Annotated in this window: 20 protein-coding genes; 9 read left to right on the plus strand and 11 right to left on the minus strand. The window is 73.2% G+C overall.

Translation table 11 applies throughout. The features are described from left to right. The first annotated feature begins 115 nt into the window (after positions 1-115). On the plus strand, positions 116-601 hold the full coding sequence (locus ABT084_RS02685) for a nuclear transport factor 2 family protein (RefSeq protein WP_351037837.1): 486 nt from the start codon (positions 116-118) through the stop codon (positions 599-601). A 172-nt stretch (positions 602-773) separates the two neighbouring features. Continuing rightward, the gene (locus ABT084_RS02690; RefSeq protein WP_328929665.1) at positions 774-977 is read left to right on the plus strand and encodes a cold-shock protein; all 204 of its coding nucleotides are present in this window, start codon (positions 774-776) and stop codon (positions 975-977) included. A gap of 88 nt (positions 978-1,065) precedes the next feature. Here the strand turns inward: ABT084_RS02690 and ABT084_RS02695 are convergent, their stop codons facing one another. Then, positions 1,066-1,389, minus strand: coding sequence for a plasmid stabilization protein (locus tag ABT084_RS02695; protein ID WP_351037838.1), 324 nt, complete (start codon positions 1,387-1,389; stop codon positions 1,066-1,068). Positions 1,390-1,565: 176 nt separating this feature from the next. On the opposite strand from ABT084_RS02695, the gene ABT084_RS02700 reads away from it, so the two are divergent. Next, entirely contained in the window at positions 1,566-2,123 is a 558-nt protein-coding gene (locus ABT084_RS02700; RefSeq protein WP_351037839.1) for a SixA phosphatase family protein, read from the plus strand. Positions 2,124-2,176: 53 nt separating this feature from the next. Here ABT084_RS02700 and ABT084_RS02705 read toward each other — a convergent pair whose 3' ends face one another. From ABT084_RS02705 to ABT084_RS02720, 4 genes are all read right to left on the minus strand, one after another. Then, complete coding sequence (locus tag ABT084_RS02705) at positions 2,177-2,530, minus strand: PRC-barrel domain-containing protein (RefSeq protein ID WP_351037840.1); 354 nt, start codon at positions 2,528-2,530, stop codon at positions 2,177-2,179. Then, the gene (locus ABT084_RS02710) at positions 2,527-2,769 is read right to left on the minus strand and encodes a hypothetical protein (protein WP_351037841.1); all 243 of its coding nucleotides are present in this window, start codon (positions 2,767-2,769) and stop codon (positions 2,527-2,529) included. The genes ABT084_RS02705 and ABT084_RS02710 overlap by 4 nt, the downstream gene beginning before the upstream one ends. A gap of 101 nt (positions 2,770-2,870) precedes the next feature. Continuing rightward, complete coding sequence (locus tag ABT084_RS02715; RefSeq protein WP_351037842.1) at positions 2,871-3,509, minus strand: hypothetical protein; 639 nt, start codon at positions 3,507-3,509, stop codon at positions 2,871-2,873. A gap of 117 nt (positions 3,510-3,626) precedes the next feature. After that, a complete protein-coding gene (locus ABT084_RS02720; RefSeq protein WP_351037843.1) occupies positions 3,627-3,875 on the minus strand; it encodes a hypothetical protein in 249 nt (82 codons plus the stop codon). Between the two features lie 266 nt (positions 3,876-4,141). Here ABT084_RS02720 and ABT084_RS02725 point away from each other — a divergent pair, with 266 nt between their 5' ends. From ABT084_RS02725 to ABT084_RS02735, 3 genes are read left to right on the plus strand one after another with little or no spacing between them, the layout of a single operon-like run. After that, entirely contained in the window at positions 4,142-5,107 is a 966-nt protein-coding gene (locus tag ABT084_RS02725; RefSeq protein ID WP_351037844.1) for an LLM class F420-dependent oxidoreductase, read from the plus strand. Positions 5,108-5,120: 13 nt separating this feature from the next. Then, entirely contained in the window at positions 5,121-5,789 is a 669-nt protein-coding gene (locus ABT084_RS02730; RefSeq protein ID WP_351037845.1) for an HAD family hydrolase, read from the plus strand. 39 nt (positions 5,790-5,828) lie between these two features. Next, entirely contained in the window at positions 5,829-6,923 is a 1,095-nt protein-coding gene (locus ABT084_RS02735) for a carboxylate-amine ligase (protein ID WP_351037846.1), read from the plus strand. 16 nt (positions 6,924-6,939) lie between these two features. Here ABT084_RS02735 and ABT084_RS02740 read toward each other — a convergent pair whose 3' ends face one another. Next, positions 6,940-7,575: a flavodoxin family protein gene (locus ABT084_RS02740; protein WP_351037847.1), complete on the minus strand. Its 636-nt coding sequence runs from the start codon at positions 7,573-7,575 to the stop codon at positions 6,940-6,942. A 63-nt stretch (positions 7,576-7,638) separates the two neighbouring features. Then, positions 7,639-8,886 carry a cytochrome P450 gene (locus ABT084_RS02745; protein ID WP_351037848.1) on the minus strand — a complete coding sequence of 416 codons (1,248 nt, stop codon included), beginning with the start codon at positions 8,884-8,886 and terminating at the stop codon, positions 7,639-7,641. A 192-nt stretch (positions 8,887-9,078) separates the two neighbouring features. Here ABT084_RS02745 and ABT084_RS02750 point away from each other — a divergent pair, with 192 nt between their 5' ends. After that, positions 9,079-9,534: a DUF5709 domain-containing protein gene (locus ABT084_RS02750; protein WP_351037849.1), complete on the plus strand. Its 456-nt coding sequence runs from the start codon at positions 9,079-9,081 to the stop codon at positions 9,532-9,534. On the opposite strand, the gene ABT084_RS02755 is transcribed toward ABT084_RS02750, so the two are convergent. Beyond that, positions 9,509-12,013, minus strand: coding sequence for a molybdopterin oxidoreductase family protein (locus ABT084_RS02755; RefSeq protein WP_351037850.1), 2,505 nt, complete (start codon positions 12,011-12,013; stop codon positions 9,509-9,511). The two genes, ABT084_RS02750 and ABT084_RS02755, sit on opposite strands and share 26 nt — an antisense overlap. A 255-nt stretch (positions 12,014-12,268) precedes the next feature. On the opposite strand from ABT084_RS02755, the gene ABT084_RS02760 reads away from it, so the two are divergent. Beyond that, entirely contained in the window at positions 12,269-12,838 is a 570-nt protein-coding gene (locus tag ABT084_RS02760; protein ID WP_351037851.1) for a DUF5133 domain-containing protein, read from the plus strand. A gap of 33 nt (positions 12,839-12,871) precedes the next feature. Here the strand turns inward: ABT084_RS02760 and ABT084_RS02765 are convergent, their stop codons facing one another. After that, on the minus strand, positions 12,872-13,147 hold the full coding sequence (locus tag ABT084_RS02765) for an early set domain-containing protein (protein WP_351037852.1): 276 nt from the start codon (positions 13,145-13,147) through the stop codon (positions 12,872-12,874). A 145-nt stretch (positions 13,148-13,292) separates the two neighbouring features. Then, complete coding sequence (locus tag ABT084_RS02770) at positions 13,293-14,528, minus strand: FAD-dependent oxidoreductase (protein WP_351037853.1); 1,236 nt, start codon at positions 14,526-14,528, stop codon at positions 13,293-13,295. 101 nt (positions 14,529-14,629) lie between these two features. Here ABT084_RS02770 and ABT084_RS02775 point away from each other — a divergent pair, with 101 nt between their 5' ends. Continuing rightward, positions 14,630-15,244: a PadR family transcriptional regulator gene (locus ABT084_RS02775; RefSeq protein ID WP_351037854.1), complete on the plus strand. Its 615-nt coding sequence runs from the start codon at positions 14,630-14,632 to the stop codon at positions 15,242-15,244. 51 nt (positions 15,245-15,295) lie between these two features. Here the strand turns inward: ABT084_RS02775 and ABT084_RS02780 are convergent, their stop codons facing one another. Beyond that, on the minus strand, positions 15,296-15,517 hold the full coding sequence (locus ABT084_RS02780) for a hypothetical protein (RefSeq protein WP_351037855.1): 222 nt from the start codon (positions 15,515-15,517) through the stop codon (positions 15,296-15,298). Between the last annotated feature and the right edge of the window lie 122 nt (positions 15,518-15,639).

Here is a 15,639-nt window from a genome sequence, read left to right on the forward strand (position 1 = left end):
TTCATTCCCAGGAAAGTCCTCCGCACTCCTCCCGTGTGTGAATGCCGAGGTCCGTCCCACCGTACGGCGCTCATGTCGCCGCCGATGTGCCGGTCGACGGGTGCAAGATGAGGGCATGAGCGACCGCGACGAATTCCAGGCGTGGGTCCGGACAACGTTGTACGAGGCGGAGCTCGCGCTGCACAACGGCGACGCGGCTCCCCGCCGGGCCCTTTGGTCACGCAACGAGCCGGTGAGCGTCCTGGGTGCATGGCGCAACGCCTACGGCAGGCCGGAGTTGGAGGAGCTCTTCACCTCTCTGGAGCAGAGTTTCTCCCACTGCACCTCGTACGTCTTCGAGCTCCAGGCGTACGACGTGGTGGGCCACATGGCGTACACGGTCGGCCTGGAGCACACCTCGGCCTCGGTGGACGGCCGACCGCGCACCTACACGCTGCGGGCCACCCAGGTGTACCGCCGCGAGGACGGCGCGTGGCGGGTGGCCCACCGCCACGGCGACACCGTGGCCGACACGGCACGGGAAGCGCCCGCGGACCCCGCTGCCCGGTCCTTCCGGCTCCGCCGGAGCCGGAAGGGTGGGCCAGACGTTCTCAAGCAGTGATCGTAGCTCTCTGGTGACAGGCGCATCCGCCGTGTAGCTTTTCCCCCAGCTGTCGTGGTTCGCAGTCCCTGCCCGCGCCCTGGCGTGGGCGTTTTGCTGTGCAGTGCCGGACCAGGGCGATCACCTCCGGGTCCGCGTGGTGCGGATCCGACATCGACTGAGAGGCATCATCATGGCCAGCGGAACCGTGAAGTGGTTCAACTCCGAAAAGGGCTTCGGCTTCATCGCGCAGGACGGCGGCGGTCCGGACGTCTTCGCGCACTACTCCAACATCAACTCCACCGGCTACCGCGAGCTCCAGGAAGGCCAGGCCGTGACCTTCGACATCACGCAGGGCCAGAAGGGCCCGCAGGCGGAGAACATCACCGCCGCCTGACCAGTCCGGTCACAGCCGCCCGCCCCGGAGCCCAGGCTCCGGGGCGGGCGGCTCGGCGTGGCACCTGCGTGGCGCCCGCGGCCTCGGCTCAGTGGCCGAGGGCGCGCTTCAGCTCGGCCTTGTCCATGGTGGAACGGCCCTCGATGTTGCGCTGCCTGGCCTCGTTGTAGAGCTGTTCCTTCGTGGGGCCCTGCGCACCGCTGTGCGAGCGCTGCCCGCCGCGCTTGGAGGACGACATGTCCTCGATGGAGGAGCGGCTCGCGGTCTTCGATTCACCCGCGCGGGCCCGTTCCTTGTTGACCGTGCGGGCGGCGATCTCCTTCGCCCGCGCCGCGGACTCGCCGCGCTCCTCCGCGGACTCCTTGATGTGCTCGTACTGCCGTTCCCGCTTCGGGGAGGATCCTCGGGGCATCACGTTTCCTTCCCTCACCCGCCCGGCCCTCTGCCGGGCTGTACGGGCGCCTACCCGGCCCCGGGCCGCTCAGCCACCCGGCGGCCGACGAACGCTCGGGCCCACCCAGCGGGTGCGTGCCGCGCGGGACCGACGCACCATGGCCGTGTACGGGCCCCACGGCGAAGGAGACGAGCGTGCTCGATGCGAAGGCCGGTCAGCCGGCTGCCGGGGCCGCGGGCGGGGGAACACGGCGCCTGCTGATCGTCCGGCACGCGAAGGCCGTCCCCAAGGGGGAGACCGAGGACTTCGACCGGGCCCTGAGTGACTGTGGCCGCGCCGACGCCCCGGAGACCGGGCGGTGGCTGGCCGACTCCGGCTACACGGCCGAGCTGGCCCTGTGCTCGCCGTCCCGCCGCCCGCGCCAGACGTGGCAGCTGATCCAGGGCGCCCTGGCGGCGCCGCCCCCGGCCCTGTATGACGACCGGCTCTACGACGCCGCTCCGACCACGCTGGTCGGCGTTCTGGCGGCGCACGGAGGGACCCTCGGCAGCGTCCTCCTCGTCGGTCACAACACGGGACTGCACGAGCTGGCCGTGGCCCTGTGCGGGCACGGGCCGCCCGACCTGATGGAACGGCTACGGGCGCGCTTTCCCACCTCCGGCGTCGCGGTGGTGGACTTCCCGGGCGGCTGGGACGCCATCGCCGCGGGCGACGGCACCCTCAAGGCCTTCTGGTCCCCGGCCGACCGATAGCACCGAGGGGCGGGGCCGGCGCCGCTCCGGGCGCGCCGCCGCGCCCTGCGCACCTACATGTGCGGCTGGCCGTAGTAGCGGGCGAACTGTTCGCGCGGGCCGGCCTCGCCGAGGTGTTTGCCCTCGTCGTACTCGGGCGCGTTCTTGATCTGTTCCTTGGTCCGGTTGACGTAGACCTTCTTCCCGGCCGTGTCGATCCGGCCGATGGTCCCGGCCGGGAGCAGCACGTGCCTGCCGAAGATCCAGCCCCCGGTGTCGACCACGAGGTAGGACGCCCCCACGCCCTCCGAGTGCTTGTCGATCTTTCCGATGCCGCCGTCGGTCGCCTCGACCTTGTAGCCGATCAGGTCGAGGCCCGTCCGGTGGCCGATGTCCTGCCCGTAGCCCCAGATGTCTTCCACGCTCATCGCGCCCGCCTCGGTTCTCCGTCGTCGTCCGCGGGGCTCGTCCAGCGCCTCCGCCCCTTGACGGGGCCCGGGGCCGGATCGGGCCGGTCGAGGCGGCTCGCCTCGTCCGTGTCCGCCGCGGCCGTACGGTCGTCGTCACGGCGACGGTCGTCGTCACGGGGCTCGGCGCGCCGCGCGGCCCGTCCCGCCTCGTGCCCGTCGTGCGGAGGTACGCCTCCGGCGCCACCCTGCTCGTCCATGGCGGTCTCCTCCTCTTTCCCTGGTACTCCCGGGCGGCTGCCCGCCCCCCGGCGGGCGAAACCCGGCCGGTCCCCGTGCGGGACGACCCCGCGCGGGACCCTCAGTGCAGGACGCTCACCGCGCGGGCGATGACCAGGAGCGAGGTCATCAGGGCGGCCACGCTCTGCACGGCCATCAGGAGTTTGGCCCGGGTGGACAGCGGCATGGTGTCCGTCGGACTGAAGGCGGTGGAGTTGGTGACGGACACGTACAGGTAGTCCGTGAGCGTGGGCACCCAGTCGGAGGACTTGCTCGCCCCGTCCGCGACCTCGCCGACGGCGTCGTCGTTCTCGTCCTGCGAGAAGCGGAAGTCCGCCAGCGGGAGCTCCTCCCGGGGCAGCTGGGTCCGGCTGACCGGGCCGCCCCGGTCGAGTTCCCAGTACGCGAGACCGAAGGCGATGATGTTCGTCAGCCAGACCTGGAGGGCCGCGATCAGCAGCGAGCGGCCGTCCGAGGCCTGCGCGTGGACCAGCTCGTAGACGAGCAGCCCGAGGGCGACCAGATTGCTCGCCGCGATGGTGAGCACGAGCCCGAGGGACAGCACGCGGAACGTCCTCGTCTGGCGCGTCAGCCGTTTCGGGTTGATGGCGATGAGCGGCAGCAGGAGCAGCACCTCCAGCGCGGGCAGCACGTAGCGGGGGGTGACCAGGAGCTGCTGCGGGAGGGCCACGTAGAGGCCGATCGCCGCGATGGTGGCCACGACCGCCGGGATCCGGGCCTCGCCACGCCGTTCGTGCCGGGGGTGAAGCGTGGGGGCCGTCGCTCGATCACGATTACGGGCCATGGCGGTCCTGCCTCTCGTTCCGCGGGAACCGCGTCACTTCCCGTTCGGTTCCTCCTCGGCCGGAGCCGACGTCAAGGCGATGGCCTCCACGTCGATGCTGTCGGCGAGGTCGTCCAGTACACCGGCCAGACTGTCCACCAGCCGGCGGTCGACCGTCTCGTCTTCGTCCGCCGAGCGCACCCAGTCCACGGCGATGGTCCGGAGCAGCGCGGTGACCTGGTCAGCGGGGATCACCGGGCCGCCGTGGTCCCCCGGGATCAGCGGAATGGTGACCTTGATCATGAAACCGCCTCCCGGGGACCCGCGCGTGGATGCGGCGGGTCGTAGATGCCGTCGGCGACCGGCGAGGGCCGTCGACGGCGACAGGTTGTCCGCGCAGCGCCTACCCCCGGCCGCACATGCCAACCTCCCACGATCGCCGGGCGCCCGCACGGCCGAGGAGCGGGGCCCCGCTCCTCGGCCGTGCCGCGGGGGGTGGGGGTGGGCCGTTCGAGGGGTCGGGCCCGCGGGGAGGGTTTCGTCCGGCCCGATGGCGGTATGCGCAGCCCATGGTGCGAATCGGATACACGATGATGACCGAGCAGGCAGGCCCGCGGGAGCTGGTGTCCCACGTGGTGGGAGCGGAACGGGCGGGGTTCGATTTCTCCGTGATCTCGGACCACTCGTTCCCCTGGCTGGCCTCGCAGGGACACGCTCCGTACGCCTGGAGCGTGCTCGGCGCGGCGGCGCAGGCGACCTCCCGGATCCCCCTGATGACGTACGTGACCTGCCCGACCTTCCGCTACCACCCCGCGGTCGTCGCCCAGAAGGCGGCGACCCTGCAGATCCTCTCCGAGGGCCGGTTCCGGCTGGGGCTGGGCTCCGGGGAGAACCTGAACGAGCACATCGTCGGCGCGGGCTGGCCCGCCGCGCAGGTCCGCCTGGAGCGGCTCGAGGAAGCCGTCGACATCATCCGGCGGATGTTCACGGGCGAGTACGTGAACCACCACGGCGAGCACTTCGACGTCGAGAACGCCAAGCTCTGGGACCTCCCCGACGAGCTGCCCCCGATCGGGATCGCCGTCTCCGGCCCCCGCTCCTGCGAGCTGGCCGGCCGGCACGCCGATCTCGTCATCGCCACCGAACCCGAGGCGGACCTGCTGCGGCGGTTCGACGCCCACGGCGGCGCGGGCAAACCGCGCGTCGGCCAGCTCCCCGTCTGCTACGACCCCGACCGCGAGGCGGCCGTGGCCCGCGCGCACGACCAGTTCCGCTGGGCCCTCGGCGGCTGGAAGGTCAACGCCGAACTCCCCGGCCCCGCGAGCTTCGACCAGGCCGCGGAGCACACCCGGCCGGAAGACGTGGCCGAGGCCGTCCCGTGCGGCGACGACGTGGACGCCTTCGTCGACGCGGTACGTCCGTACGCGGAGGCGGGGTTCACCGAGGTCGCCCTCGTCCAGATCGGCGGCGACCACCAGGAACCCTTCCTGGAGTGGGCCGAGGCCAAGCTCCTGCCCGCGCTGCGCGATCTCTGAGGGGCGCGTCACCATGGACCGCGCCGCCCTCTTCGACGTCGACGGAACACTCACCGACACCAACCACCTCCACGTCGTCTCCTGGTGGGAAGCCCTGCGCCAAGGCGGCCACCAGGTGCCCACCCACGCCGTCCACCGCGCGATCGGCCTGCCCGGCGAGGACCTCCTGGACCACCTGCTCGGCGAGGATCGGGACCGCTCCGGCGACGAGCGGCTGAGCGCCGCCCACGACACCCTCTACGCCGAGTACTTCCACCGGCTCACGGCCTTCGACGCGGCCGCCGACCTGCTCCGTACCCTGGCGGGAGCCGGATGGAAGGTGCTGCTCGTCACCTCGGCCAAGAACAGCGAGCTCGAGGCCCTGCGCGAGGCCATCGGCGCGGACGACGCCCTCACCGACACCGCGACCTCCGACGACGTCGAGCAGGGCAAGCCCGCGCCCGACCCCGTCCGGCACGCCCTGGATCTGGCGGGGGTGGCGCCCGAGCGGGCCGTGTTCGTCGGCGACTCCGTCTGGGACATGAAGGCGGCGACCCGGGCGGGCGTGGCCGTGGTCGGCCTGCTGTGCGGCGGGATCTCCCGGAAGGAGCTGGAGGAGGGCGGGGCGGCCGCCGTCTACCAGGACCCGGCCGGTCTCCTGGCCGCTCTCGACGCCAGTCCGTTCTCCCGGGTGCCCGCCTGAACCGGGGGTGATCAAGCGGCATCGGGGTAGCCGCGACAGGTGATGACGCTTGGTGTCGAAGAAGAGTATTTGCTGCTGGACCCGGCCACGGGGCTGCCCGCGCCGCTCGGGGAGGAGGTGCGCCGGGCCGCCGGCCTCGGAGTCTTCGCCGAGCGGGACGAGGTACAGGACGAGCTGCTGCTGGCCCAGGTCGAGGTGGCCACGGCCGTGTGCTCGACCCTCGAGGAGGTGGGCGGCCACCTGCTGCGCCTGCGCCATGCGGTGGCCTCGGCCGCCGAGGCGTACGGCTGCCGCGTCGCGGCCACCGGGGCGGCGCCGCTGCGGGGGTCCGTACCCGTCCCGGTAACGCCGACACCGCGCTACCTGCGGATCGGGGGAGAGGCCCGGCAGCTGGTCGACGAACAGCTCATCTGCGGGATGCACGTGCACGTCGCCGTCCCGGACCCGGAGACGGGCGTGGCGGTGCTGAACCGGATCAGGGTGTGGCTGCCGACGCTGATGGCCCTCTCCGCCAATTCACCCCTGTGGGACGGGCGCGACACCGGGTTCGCGAGCTGGCGCACCATCGTGTTCGGACGCTGGCCCGTGAGCGGCCCGCCGCCGTTCTTCGAGGACGCGGCCGACTACGAACGCCGCCTGGAGGCGCTGGTGGCGTCCCAGGTGATCGCCGACCGGGGGCAGGTCTACTGGCAGGCCCGGCTCTCGGACCGCTACCCCACCGTCGAGGTGCGGTGCCTGGACGTCCAGCTGCGCGCCGACGACGCGGTCATGCTCGCGGGCATCGTCCGCGCGCTGGTCGCCACGGCGATCGCGGAGGCGAAGGACGGCATCCCGCCGACCGCGCTCGTACCGGAACTGGTGCAGGCGGGGAACTGGCACGCGGCCCGGCACGGCCTGAACGGCACGCTGGTCGACCGGTACGGACATCCGCACAGCAGCGGTGACGTGCTGTGCGCGCTGCTGACCCACATCACACCGGCCCTGGAGGAATCCGGGGACCTGCGCCAGGTCAGCGGCCTCATCCACCGGCTGCTGCGGGAGGGCACCCCCGCCGACCGCCAGCGCAGGGCCCTGGCGGAGGGCGGGGTGCAGGGGCTCCTCGACCTGATCACCGGTGTGGAGGAGCCCGGGTGAGGCCCCTCCCGGTGGGTCAGGACGACGGCGGGTAGGGCGCTGCCTTGAGCTGCCGGGCCAGGTGGGCCGTGTTGGCCGCGAGGGTCCTGGTCGTGCCCGCGGTGGCTTCCGGGGTCTTGTCGAGGTCCTGGTAGTCGGTGCCTTGCATGGCTTCACCGACCCAGTAGGTGACGGCGTTCGGGGCGAGCGAGAAACCGACGTCGTTCAGGCCCTGGAAGAGGTCGGCGCTGACCTTGTGGGCGCCGTCCTCGTTGCCCACGACGCACACCGCGGCGACCTTCCCGTAGGTGAGCATGCGGCCCCCGTCGTCCGTCTCGGAGATCTCCGCGTTCAGGCGCTCCAGCACCCGCTGGGCGATGCTGGAGGCGTGACCCAGCCAGATCGGCGTGGCGAGGACGAGGATGTCGGCGCCCAGGACCGTGTCCCGGATCCCGGGCCAGGCGTCGCCGTCACCCATGTCCGTCTCCACACCGGGCTTCACGTCGTGGTCGGCGATCCGGATGGTCTTGCCCGTGACCCCGTGCTCGGCGAGCGCGGCCATGGTCTGTTCGGCCAGCAGCTGGGAGCTGGAGGGGGCGGGGGAGGGGGAGAGGGTGCAGACGAGGGCGACGGCGCGCAGCGGGGTGTGCGAGGAATTCGATGTGGTGTCCATGGGTCCCGGCTACCCGGACACCCGGTCCGTATCCGGGGCCGGCGCGGACCGGGGCGGGTTCCCTCAGACCGGCAGGCTGAGTTCGAAGCCGCTGCGGGGGAGCGTGGGCATGCGGGACAGGGGAATGGTCAGGTCCTGGTCGGGGACGTCGTAGTCGAGCCGCGCCAGTTCCGTGACGAGGGCCGAGAGCGCGGTCACCGTGATGTCCTCGCCGGGGCAGCGGTGGCCCGCCGAGGGGTCGCCGCCGCCCTGCGGGACCAGGTGCTCCAGGTGGCTGTCCGCGCGGGTGAAGCGGTGCGGGTCGAACCGGTACGGGTGGTCCCACAGGCCGGGGTCGTGGTTCTGCCCGTACAGGTCGAGCAGGACCAGGCTGTCCTTCGCGACGTCCTCGCCGTGCCAGGTCAGATCCTGGGCCGCGAGGCCGCCCACGAAGGGGGCGAACGGGTAGAAGCGCCGTACCTCGTGGCTGAACGCCTCGGCGTAGGCGCCGGCCGTGCCGGAGCGCAGGAGGTCGCGGTGGTGGGGCCAGCGGTACAGCGCGTGCGCGGCGAAGGTGGCGAACCAGGCGATCGCGACCGTGGGCCGGATGACGTTCAGCAGCTCGACCGCGGCGGTGTGCGGGTCCAGCAGGCCGCCGACCGGGTCACGGTGGCGGGCCACGGTCTCCAGGGCGGAACCCCGGGCCCCGGGATCCGGCGTCTCGCGGACCCGCACGACCAGGGCCGCGAGGGACTCCTCCTGGCGGGCGCGGGCCCGCCGGGCGCGCAGGTGCCGGGGGCCGGGCGTGGCGAAGCCGTCGACCATGGCCGTGCAGTCGTGGGCCAGCTCCGCGGCGCTCACGTCGGTGAGCGGGACCCCCGCCCAGTCGCACACGGCCAGAGCGAGGACCTTGGACACCTCGTCGAAGAGCACCACCGGGTCCTCCGTCCACCCGGCCACCGCTTCGCGCCACCGTGCGCCGACGCGCTCACCGAGCGCGGCGACCCCGCCCTCGTCCTTCAGGAGGGCCAGGAACATGGCCTTGCGGGCCCGGTGCGCGTCACCGTCGAGGGTGTGCACGGCGCCGTGCCCGAAGAGGGTGTCGAGGACGGGATCCGGCAGCGCGGCCGTCCGTACGACGTGGTGCTCGTCGTAGAAGAACGCGACCGCGTCCGGGCCGCGCAGCGCGATCGTCGGCCGTCCCAGCAGACGGGTCCTGAGCACGTCGCCCGCTTCCCTGCGCATCCGGTTGGGCAGCCACGCGTACCCGTGCGTCATCAGACCGAGGGTGCTGTCGTGCCACGGGGCCACGGGATTCTTGAAAGAGGACATGCTGCGCGGCTACCCACGGTGCCCCGGGCCATACCAAAGGGCGGACCGGAGCCCCCCGGACCGCGTGATCCCCTGATTTCGGGGGAGGCGCCCCACAGCACCCGCGGCGGCCCCCGGCCGTGCCGCCGCGCCCCGCACGAGAGCGCGCCGTAACGAGAGAACGCGCCGAACGAGAGAAGGAGAGGCCCCACCATGAGTGACTCCGACGCCCGCGGTGACGACGTCTACCAGCCCCAGCCGGAGGACGAGCGCTCCGAAGGCCAGCCCGACATGGACGGCAGCGTCGGAGAGCCCGACACCGACGCCATCCTGGACACGGGGTACTCGCCGCCCGAACGGCCCTACGCCAGCGATCGGCACGCCACCACCGAGCGGGAGCAGGAGCTCGGGGAGAGCCTCGACGAACGCCTCGCCCGCGAGATCCCCGATCAGCAGCCCCCGCCGGGCGACGGGATCGGGGACCTCGCCGACGGGGAGGGCGAGCCGGTCGACCCGCAGGCGGGCGGCCGCCGCGCCGGCAGGCTGGCCCCGGTCACCGGCTCCCCGCGCGAGAACAACGTGCTCGCCCAGGACGTGGGCATCGACGCCGGCGCCGCCTCCGCGGAGGAAGCGGCCATGCACGTCATCGAGGACCCGCTGGAGGAATGAGACCCCGCACCGGCCCCGAAGCCGTGTTCACGGGCGCCGGGGCCGGCCCGGGAAGTCCGGCCACCCGGGCGATGCGGGCGCAGCCGGTCTTGAACAGCGGCTGCTTGGAGGACGGGTCCCAGGTGGTGGGCGTGAGTTCGTTGGCGGCCCGGTGATGACCGTCCTCCTCGGGGGCGTCCCAGTATCCGTAGTGGAACGGCAGGAAGAGGACGCCCTCGCGGATGCCCGTGATGCGGGCCCGGGCCCGGACCGTACCGCGGCGGGTGGTGACCTCCGCGAGGTCGCCCTCCGCGATCGCGGCCGCCGCCGCGTCGGCCGCGGAGACCTCGATCCACATGTCGGGGGCCGCGGACCGCAGCCGCGGTACGCGGCCGGTTCGCGTGCGGGTGTGGAACTGGAACAGGGTCCGGCCCGTGGTGACCCACAACGGGTAGTCCTGGTCGGGCTGTTCGGGCGGGGGGACGTACGCGGCGGCGCGCAGGACCGCCTTGCCGTCCGGATTCAGGGCCCGGTACGCGTCCTGGTCGAGCGGAGTACCCGTGAAGAGGTCCCGGCCGTAGCTCTCGCAGTCCTCCGGGCGGCTGCGGAAGTCCCCCCGCGTGTAGAGGCGTTCGGTGCCTTCCGGGTGTTCGGCGGTACAGGGCCACTGGATGCCACCGCGCTCGCGCAGCAGGGCGTAGCTCAGCCCGCTGTAGTCGCAGGGGCGGCCCCGGCTGCACTCCTTCCACGCCTCGAAGACCTCCTCCGGTTCCCGCCAGGGGGCGAGCGGCGCGCCGTGCGCGTCGCGCAGGTCCATCCGGCGGGCGAAGTCCAGGAAGATCTCGAGGTCGGGGCGGGCCTCTCCGGGCGGTTCGACCGCCTTGAGGGAGAGGTGCACGGTGCGGTCGGCGTTGGTGAAGGCGCCGGTCTTCTCGCCCCAGCCCGCGGCGGCCAGCACCACGTCGGCCAGCTCGGTCGTCTCCGTCGGGAACAGGTCCTGCACGACGAGGAAGAGCCGGTCCTGACCCAGCACGCCGCGGATGCGCTCCAGCTCGGGCAGGGACACCGCGGGATTGCTCCCGGAGACCCACAGCATGAGCAGCGAGCCTTCTTCGGCGAGGCGGACCATCTCCATCAGGTGGGTGGGCGGCCCGTCGTGCGGGATGCGGTCGGGAGTGAGGTTCCAGACCTCCGCGAGCTCCTCGATGTGGCGCGGGTTGGCCCAGTTCCGGAAACCGGGCAGGTCTCCGTCGGCGCCGCATTCACGGGTGTTCTGGGCGGTGGGCTGGCCGTTCATCTGGAGCAGGCCGCAGCCGGGACGCCCGAGCATGCCGCGGATCAGGTGCAGGTTGTTGACCTGGACGGCGGCGGCGGTCGCCTGGTGGGACTGGTAGAAGCCCTGGAGCACCGTGGACAGCAGCCGCCCGGCCTGGCCGAGCAGGCGGGCCGCCGCGCGGATCTGTTCGGCGGGTACCCCGGTGGCCTCGGCGGCGGCCTCGGCCGGGAAGCCCGCCACCTGGCGGGCGAGGCCGTCGTAACCGGTGACATGGGCCTCGATGTACGCCGTATCGGTCCAGCCGCCCGCGATCACCTCGTGCAGGAGGCCGTTCATCAGGGCGAGATTGGTGCCCGGCTTCGGCTGGAGGTGCAGGGTCGCCGCCTGCGACACCGGCCCCGGCCGGGGATCCACGCAGAGCACGACGGGCGGGTCGGGCCCGGCGACCCGGTCCAGGATCCGGCTCCAGAGCACGCCTTGGGTCTCGGCCATGTTGTGCCCGAAGAGCGCGATGGTGTCGGCGTGGTCGATGTCGGTGTACGAGCCGGGCTGCCCGTCGCAGCCGAACGATTCCTTGAGCGCCTCGCCCGCGGTGGCCGTGCACAGCCGGGTGCTCCCGTCGAGGTGCTTGGTCCCGAGGCCGCCGTGCGCGATGAGGGAGAGGGCGTAGTACTCCTCCAGGAAGAGCTGGCCGCTGGTGTAGAAGCCGATGGAGGCGGGACCGGGCCCGTCGAGCAGCGCCCGGGTGCGGTCGGTGATCCGCGTCATCGCGGTGTCCCAGTCGGTCTCCCGCTGTACGCCGCCTGCGCCGCCCTCCCGGACCAGCGGCCGGGTCAGGCGGTCGGGGGAGGCGAGCGCCTGCCAGCCGTACAGGTCCTTGGGGTCGAGGCGGCCGTGGTTCACCCGGTCCCCGGCCCGGCCCCGGACGCCGACGAGTCGGCCGTCCCTGACGGCGAGCTCCATCGCGTCCCCGTTGGAGTGGAGGTTGGAGGCCGTCGGGACCCACCGGTCGACCCTGTCGACGGGACCGGGATTCCTTCCGTCCGGGCCCGCGCCGTCCGGGCCGTCCGGCCCCGCGCCGTCGACGACGTACGAGTCGACGCGGACGGGCCAGGACTCGCCGCGGCCGTACGGGGTCCGTCGGCCCCAGGGCTCGGCGATCCGGTCGGGGGGCGGCTCGGGGGAAGCGGCGGCGGAGCGTTCGCGGTCCCGTTCTCTGGCCATGGCGCGCGCCTGCCCGGTTCCCGGGCCGCCATGCCCGCGGGCCCGTGCCGCGGCCGGCGGGCAGCAGGCGGCCCTGCCCGTGGGGTGCCCGTTGTGTGGCAACTCCGGGGGTCAACGCGGTGGTGGGCGCGGACCGGTTCGGAGGACCGGCGTCGGCAGCGCGCGTGTACGCCGCCCCGCCGCGCCGCCGACCTGCTACACAGCAGGACCCCGTACAGCACGCGTAGGGGGCAACCGGTGCGAAGGAGCGGTCGGATGAACTACCCAGCGCAGCAGCCCAGGATTCCCGCGTCCACGTCCGACTCCGAGTCCGCGTCCGAGTCCGCGCGCCCCGTGGACGGTCCGCGGGGCGCGCAGGAGACGCGCGCCGCCCTCGCCCGGGCCACCGGCGTGCTGATGGCCCTCGTCCCCTGCACCACCGCCAAGGCCCGCCGGATCCTGACCGACGCCGCACAGTCCGCGGGCGCCGCGGCGCACCAGATGGCCGAGGCCGTCTTCGCCCTGCGGACCGGCGACCCGGTGTACCCCGCCGTGGACGAGGCGCTGCGCCGGGCCATCGCCCACGCCCAGACCCCGCCCGCTCCCGTGGCGGGGTCCTGGCTGCCGCCGAAGCCCGAGGCCCTGCGGCGGCACGTCAACCACCTGCGCTCCGCCCGCCGCCGCGCGCTGGCCGCGCCCGACGACGTGGGCGTGCGCAGCGAGCTCGAGGACGCCGCGTACACCCTGTGCGTGCTGATGGGCCAGCGCAGCACGCACGGAGCGCTGCTGGCGGCGGAGGAGCTGATCGCCGTCAATCGCCTCGACGCGCCACCCTCCGGAGGGTGATCACCGATCAGGTCCGGCGCGGCCCGGCGCGGCTCAGGTGTCCAGACGGCTGTTCGGGCCCTCGTGCCCGTCGGCGCCCTCGTCGTTGAACCAGTAGTCCCCCGCGGCGAGGTAGCGGAAGTTGTGGGTGGTCCGCGGGGGCAGGGCCACGGTCACGGCCCTCGTTCCGTCGGGACGCGGCTCCAGGACGTGGGTGCCGGGGCGCCAGTCGTTGAACGTGCCCACCACGCTGACCGGCCCCGGCGGTACGTCGTGGGGCAGTACGAAGGTGATGTCGGTGGCGTTCTTCCGGCTCTTTCGTTCCAGCACAGCCTGCTCCTTCGCGTACGGGCGACACTCGTCGGCCCCGGACAGCGTGGCGCCCTCCCGCCCCGGCGGCCCACGACCCGCCGAGTCGCGGCCCGCATCACCCGTCCGGCCGCGCCACACGGCGCCCCGGCCGCGGGGGTGGAGTTCAGGCGGGCGGTGCCGCCGGCGCGTCCCAGTCGATGTGGTGGTCGAACTGCCAGGCCGCCTTCTCCGGGTTGACGAGCTTCATGGCCACCGGCATCAGCAGGTCCCGCAGTGCGCGGCCGACCGGGCCCGCGGTCTTGCCGCTGTTCGTGCGGGCGCCGACGGCTATGACGCGTTCGACGCGGGGGCGGCGCAGGCGCTCGTACGCGGTGAAGGCCTGGTCGTGGGGCAGGTCCCGCAGACAGCGCGCCAGTTCGACGGCGCTTTCGATGGCGATGGAGGCGCCCTGCCCGGAGCTGGACGAGGCGGCGTGGGCCGCGTCGCCGATCAGGGTCATGCGGCCGCGGGTCCAGGTCGGGACCCTCGGCATGTTCTCCATCGGGCCGGTGATGAGGAGTTGACCGGGACCGGTGGCGCCGATCAGCTCGAGCGCCGGGGTGCGGTCGTCGGCGAAGGCGGTCCGCAGGGTGCGCATCCACTGCTCCGCGCCGATCGCCCGTGCTTCGCCCGTGGTCATCGGGTCGCGGCGGGGCAGATTCGCGAACCACACCGCCGAGGAGTCGTCGAAGACCTGGTAGCCGAAGAAGGCGCGCTTGCCGAAGCACATGTACATGACGCCGTCGGTGGAGGGCAGCCCGCACGCGTCCAGCCGTGCGCCGAAGCAGACCAGGCCGGCGTAGTGCGGCTGCGGCGCGGCCGGTTCGATCAGCGGGCGCACCGTGGAGCGGATGCCGTCGGCGCCGATCAGGATGTCGGCGCTCGCCCGCGTACCGTCCGAGAAGTGCGCGGTGATGCCGGAGCCGGTGTCCGTCGCGGCGGTCAGCCGCTTGCCGTGGTGGATGACCACCGAGCGGGCTTCCGCCTCGTCGTATATCGCCCGGTAGAGATCGGCGCGCCAGACGAACTGCTGGGCCGGGAGGCGGGCGGGCGGCGCGAACCGGGCGAGGTCCTTGCCCGTCCAGCTCCGCAGGCCCATGGCGCGGACCGGTGTCCCGATGGCGCGGACGATGTGGCCGGCCCCGATCGCGTCGAGGGCGTCCTGGCCGTTCGGGGCGATGGTCAGGCCGCCGCCGGCTCCGTCGGCCGTGGCGTCGTACGCCTCGTAGACGCGGGCCTCGATCCCCGCGTGGCGCAGGGCCATGGCGGCGACCGGGCCCGCGATGCCGCCGCCGATGACGAGCGCGGTACGGGTCGTGCGGGTGGTGGCCGCCGCGGCGGTCGTGCCGGTGCGTGTCATCGGGGTTCCTCTCGGGGGGAGTGACGATGCGTCGCTGATTTGATAGTTGCACTGCGACTAGTCTCACGTCAACTAGTTCGTGTGCGGCTAAAATCGGGTCCATGACTCCCTCCGCTCCTCGCAGTTCCCCGCTCGCCCTGACCGTCCTGGCCCTGCTGCACTACAAGCCGCTGCACCCCTACGGCATCCAGCGCCTCGTCAAGGACTGGGGCAAGGAGCAGGTCGTCAACGTCAAGCAGCGCGCGAGCCTCTACCGCACGATCGAGCGGCTCCACGGGGACGGGCTGATCGCGGTGCGCGAGACGGGGCGCGATCAGCAGTACCCGGAGCGGACCGTGTACGAGGTCACCGACGCCGGGCGGCAGACCGCCCGTGCCTGGCTGGAGGACATGCTCGCCGCGCCCAGGCAGGAGTTCCCGGAGTTCCCCGCCGCCCTGTCGAACCTGATGCTCCTCGCGCCGGGCGAGGTGGCGGACGTACTGGAGCGGCGGGCCGACGCGCTCGCCGAGCGGCTCGGCGAGCTGGAGGCGGCCCTGGCGGCGGAGGCGGAGCAGGGGCTGCCGCGCGTCACCCGCCTGGAGACGGAATACCTGCGGGCCGTGACGGCGGCCGAGCTGCACTGGGTGCGCGCGGTGGTCGAGGACGCGCGGACCGGGGCGCTCGCGTGGTCCCGGGAGCAGCTGGACGCCTTCGCGACGGCCGCGTCCGGGGAGTGACCCGCGTGGCTCCTACGGGCCGCCCGCGCAGTCGACCCGCGTCCCTCCTACCTACGGGCCCGGCCGCCACGCGTCGGGACCGGCGCCCCGCCACTCCACGAAGTCCGGGTCGGTCAGGTCGATGTCCTCGGCGTTCTCCAGGCCCGCCGCGGCGAGGAAGACGCTGATGTCCGCCGGCCGGTGCGCCACGCCCATGGCGACGCCGTCGTACCGGACGCGGCGCCAGCCGTTCTCGTCCGGCGGATAGATGATCAGCTTCGGGGCAGGGGCCATGGCCCCAGCCTTGCCCCTGGGCCCGCTCGTGGCACCCCGCCGCATCCGTACGGGTGGCCGGCCAGGACCGGGGAAGGCGCGCCACCGGAACTCCTGGCCCGGAGCCGAGCCACCGACAGGGA

This window comes from Streptomyces sp. NPDC002138 (assembly GCF_040296485.1).
GTDB lineage: Bacteria > Actinomycetota > Actinomycetes > Streptomycetales > Streptomycetaceae > Streptomyces.

Coding starts and splice junctions, on each gene's coding strand:
- ABT084_RS02685 (WP_351037837.1), top strand. CDS start 116: ATGAGCGACCGCGACGAATTCCAGGCGTGGGTCCGGACAACGTTGTAC.
- ABT084_RS02690 (WP_328929665.1), top strand. CDS start 774: ATGGCCAGCGGAACCGTGAAGTGGTTCAACTCCGAAAAGGGCTTCGGC.
- ABT084_RS02695 (WP_351037838.1), bottom strand. CDS start 1,389: ATGCCCCGAGGATCCTCCCCGAAGCGGGAACGGCAGTACGAGCACATC.
- ABT084_RS02705 (WP_351037840.1), bottom strand. CDS start 2,530: ATGAGCGTGGAAGACATCTGGGGCTACGGGCAGGACATCGGCCACCGG.
- ABT084_RS02710 (WP_351037841.1), bottom strand. CDS start 2,769: ATGGACGAGCAGGGTGGCGCCGGAGGCGTACCTCCGCACGACGGGCAC.
- ABT084_RS02720 (WP_351037843.1), bottom strand. CDS start 3,875: ATGATCAAGGTCACCATTCCGCTGATCCCGGGGGACCACGGCGGCCCG.
- ABT084_RS02725 (WP_351037844.1), top strand. CDS start 4,142: ATGGTGCGAATCGGATACACGATGATGACCGAGCAGGCAGGCCCGCGG.
- ABT084_RS02730 (WP_351037845.1), top strand. CDS start 5,121: ATGGACCGCGCCGCCCTCTTCGACGTCGACGGAACACTCACCGACACC.
- ABT084_RS02740 (WP_351037847.1), bottom strand. CDS start 7,575: ATGGACACCACATCGAATTCCTCGCACACCCCGCTGCGCGCCGTCGCC.
- ABT084_RS02745 (WP_351037848.1), bottom strand. CDS start 8,886: ATGTCCTCTTTCAAGAATCCCGTGGCCCCGTGGCACGACAGCACCCTC.
- ABT084_RS02750 (WP_351037849.1), top strand. CDS start 9,079: ATGAGTGACTCCGACGCCCGCGGTGACGACGTCTACCAGCCCCAGCCG.
- ABT084_RS02755 (WP_351037850.1), bottom strand. CDS start 12,013: ATGGCCAGAGAACGGGACCGCGAACGCTCCGCCGCCGCTTCCCCCGAG.
- ABT084_RS02760 (WP_351037851.1), top strand. CDS start 12,269: ATGAACTACCCAGCGCAGCAGCCCAGGATTCCCGCGTCCACGTCCGAC.
- ABT084_RS02770 (WP_351037853.1), bottom strand. CDS start 14,528: ATGACACGCACCGGCACGACCGCCGCGGCGGCCACCACCCGCACGACC.
- ABT084_RS02775 (WP_351037854.1), top strand. CDS start 14,630: ATGACTCCCTCCGCTCCTCGCAGTTCCCCGCTCGCCCTGACCGTCCTG.
- ABT084_RS02780 (WP_351037855.1), bottom strand. CDS start 15,517: ATGGCCCCTGCCCCGAAGCTGATCATCTATCCGCCGGACGAGAACGGC.